A 3,417-nucleotide genomic window follows, 5' to 3' on the forward strand; every position below is an offset into this window, starting at 1 on the left:
TCGTCTTTGGGATAGAAATAAATAACCAGATTTTTTTTCCCAATGACAGATTCGACCTGAAATAAATGATCATGCTGGTCCTTTAATTCAAAGCTTGGTATCACACTTCCTATTTCTATCTTATCCATATAACTATTATCATTTTTAAAATTCATATAAGCTATAAATAAAAGGAAATAGACGATTAGGTAAAATATGTAAAAACGTCTAAATCGTTTATATTTAATATCATTAGGATACATATTCCTAAATAAACCTTTGATTTCTTTCATAAAAACGGGTTTAATATTAATAACCCAATTGTCCGTTTGATAGATTATTTTTCGAAATCTGCTTCGATATAAGCAGAGGGGTAAACCCCATACAACAAAAAGAATCAACCATATATTTCTTTCTAAAACATCCATCTATCCTTATTTTTTAGGGAACCAAGGGAAAAAAGAATTTGTTTTTTCAATGTATTCCTTGTATTGTGGTTTAGTTTCATTCAGACTCTTTTCAATTAATGAAACCCCAGAGATCTTAATAATGATAAAGGTCATTAGTATTGAACCAATTACTGTCCAATAACTAGCTGCAGCAATACTAAAAATCCCAAAAGACCACCAAACGGCAGAATCACCAAAATAATTTGGATGTCTGGTGTATTTCCAAAAACCTGTACTTAGAACTTGTCCTTTGTTCTTTGGATTTTTCTTAAATTTGGCCAATTGATAATCTCCACCTGCTTCAAAAGTAAAGCCAATAATAAACACAAGAATCCCCAGATAATCCATCCAATTTAAACCTTCAGCAGCAGATTCTATATTAACTCCTAATAAAGGCAGAGAAACTAAGAGAATTAATGCTCCTTGTAATAAAAAGACCTGAAAATAACTAAACCACCAATATCGTTTGATGCCATATTTCCGTCTGAAATTCTGATAACGAAAGTCTTCTCCTTTCCCAATATTGCGCCATGAAAGATAGACTGAGAGTCTTAATCCCCACAAACTAACCAAAACCAATAAAAGTATTTTACGTTGATATAAATCTCCAGAATTATAAAAGTAAAATGCATTTACAATTACAAAACCCATCCCCCAAAATAGATCGACAATACTTACATCTTTTATAATAACGCTTATTCCCCAAATTAGGGTCACAAGAATTAAAATGATGAACGAAGCTTGAAGAAATAGATCTAACATAGATTAGAATTTAGTTATCAAACATTAATGAAACAGCTATTGTACCATGACCAGCATGCATTCCAATTACAGGTGAAATATCAACCACAGACACAGGTTTTTTACCTGTAATTCCCAACATCTTTAATCCTACACTTTTAGCTCCATCCGGATTATGTGCATGTAGAATAATATAATTCCAAACTGATTTTTCAACAGCAATTTTTTCGATATGTTTATATATTTTATTCAGACTAGCCTTTTGGCTAAACGCTTTTCCGAACAATAAGGATTTACCCTCTACATCCATAGAAATAACTGGTTTGAGACCAAGAATGTTCGCGATAAAGCCAACAGGTTTTGAAACACGACCACCTTTAATCATGTACTTTAGGTCTCTAACACTAACATATATTTTGGTGTTTACAATATCCCTATATAATGATTCTACTATGGACTCAAGTTCATGTCCTGCTTCTATGTTTTGAGCTGTTTTAAGCACCAATAATCCAAGTGATCCTGATAAGTTCTTTGAATCAATGACATAAACAGGTTTATTGAATTCTTTCTCGATTCGTTGCCCCGCTTTAAGACTATTGGCAAAAGTCCCACTAAATTGAGATGTAAGATGAACAGATATTATGGCATCGTAATGAGAAGCCAGATATGAATACACATTTGTAAAAGCCCTTTCATTGATCTGCGATGTTTTCGGGAATTCAGGACTACTCTTGAGCAGATCATAAAACTGCTCTGGTTGCATGGTTATCTTATCAAGGTAATGATTGTCTCCAAAGTTTAAATTTACAGGTACAACATTAATTTGATAGTAATCTATTAAATCCTGCGAAAGATCACATGTAGAATCTGTCACCAAAGCGATATTCCATTTTCTTTGGCTTGCAATTTCTTTCTGACGTAGCATATCGTCTACTTTCTGAAAGCTTATGGTACCGCTATTTTTAAGCTTATTAAAAAGTTCGGCTGGGTGGTTGGTATGAACGTGAATTCTACATGTTTCATTGGAGCCAGCAACAACTATAGAATCTCCATAATTAGATAAAAATTGCTTTAACTCCAAGGTCGTCAATTGTATTTTTTTTACAATGGCCTCAGTACAATAACGATAATTCAAATCTTCATCAAGCACTTCTTCAGAATGAATAAGAGATATATTTTCAACTCTTCCCCTAGCAAGACTCCTGAGATTTCTATTTTGAATAAAATCTATAAAACCCTTTATAAAAACGACGAAACCTTTAGCACCTGCATCTACAAAACCATATTTATTTAAGGCCCTTAGCTTTGAGGTGGTTTCAGACAACGACTTTTCAAGCACCACAATAGAATCGATTATCACTTTCTTAAAATCGTGTACAACTTCTTCTTTGCTACTCAAAAAGTTGGACCAATCGCTAATAACAGTTAGCATCGTGCCCTCAATCGGATTAGCAACGGCTTCATACATATAAGGAATTGATTTCCTCACACTCTTAGCAAACTCCTGCAAAGTAATATCATGTATATCTTTTGTTTCCTTGCTTAAACCATGAAGAAATTGAGCGAAGATTATTCCGGAATTACCTCTGGCACCTATTAATGCAGCCTCTGCTATATTTCCAATTGTTTTCTTATACGATTTATCAGGCTTTATATTATCGATTACAGCACGAATTGTAGAGGCAAGGTTTGTTCCAGTATCTTTATCGCGTACCGGAAATACATTAATACGATTAAGCTCTGCCTGATTTTGCAAGACCTGTTGACTTCCTGCCATAAAGCCGTAATACAGAAATTTACCATTGATAAACTGGTCTGTGGTTGAATTCATAGACTTTATTCTTTTTTTTTCATGTAAACATCAGAACTTAGTTTCGCTCTTTTAACTTGCCATTTAAGATAGACATTTTTTTTCATTTTGAGTTTTCATAAAAAAATGTCATTCTAATTATTCTTCAATGATAATTTCTGTCTAGTTGCAAAACAAAGTATACCCATAAAAAAAGCCGAACCTGAAAAATGTTTTTCAGATTCGGCTAACTGTTCTATTAAGCATTCCCTTCCCGTTCTACTTTTTAAGCGCAGGTGTTGAGAATGGTGGTGGTGTGATCTTTCTCTTTGTTTTAGGTAAACGAGAAAGGGCCTCCTTGACAGCACGCTGAAGCTGTGGATCAATCCCTTTGTTCATAGATTTGGCATCCTGACGAACTTCTATGGTTGGAGCGATTCCCTTGTTTTCGCCAACCCA

Annotated in this window: 3 protein-coding genes; all 3 read right to left on the reverse strand. The window is 33.9% G+C overall.

Translation table 11 applies throughout. The features are described 5' to 3' along the window. Window positions 1–413 precede the first annotated feature (413 nt). A complete protein-coding gene (locus ABY905_RS15260; protein WP_372645419.1) occupies window positions 414–1,190 on the reverse strand; it encodes a DUF1295 domain-containing protein in 777 nt (258 codons plus the stop codon). 10 nt (window positions 1,191–1,200) lie between these two features. Beyond that, window positions 1,201–3,000 carry a DegV family protein gene (locus tag ABY905_RS15265; protein WP_372645421.1) on the reverse strand — a complete coding sequence of 600 codons (1,800 nt, stop codon included), beginning with the start codon at window positions 2,998–3,000 and terminating at the stop codon, window positions 1,201–1,203. Between the two features lie 237 nt (window positions 3,001–3,237). Then, window positions 3,238–3,417, reverse strand: a 180-nt coding sequence (locus ABY905_RS15270; protein WP_372645423.1) for a hypothetical protein, incomplete at its 5' end; no start/stop codon positions are given.

Origin of the sequence: Ancylomarina sp. (assembly GCF_041555295.1) — a bacterium.
GTDB lineage: Bacteria > Bacteroidota > Bacteroidia > Bacteroidales > Marinifilaceae > Ancylomarina.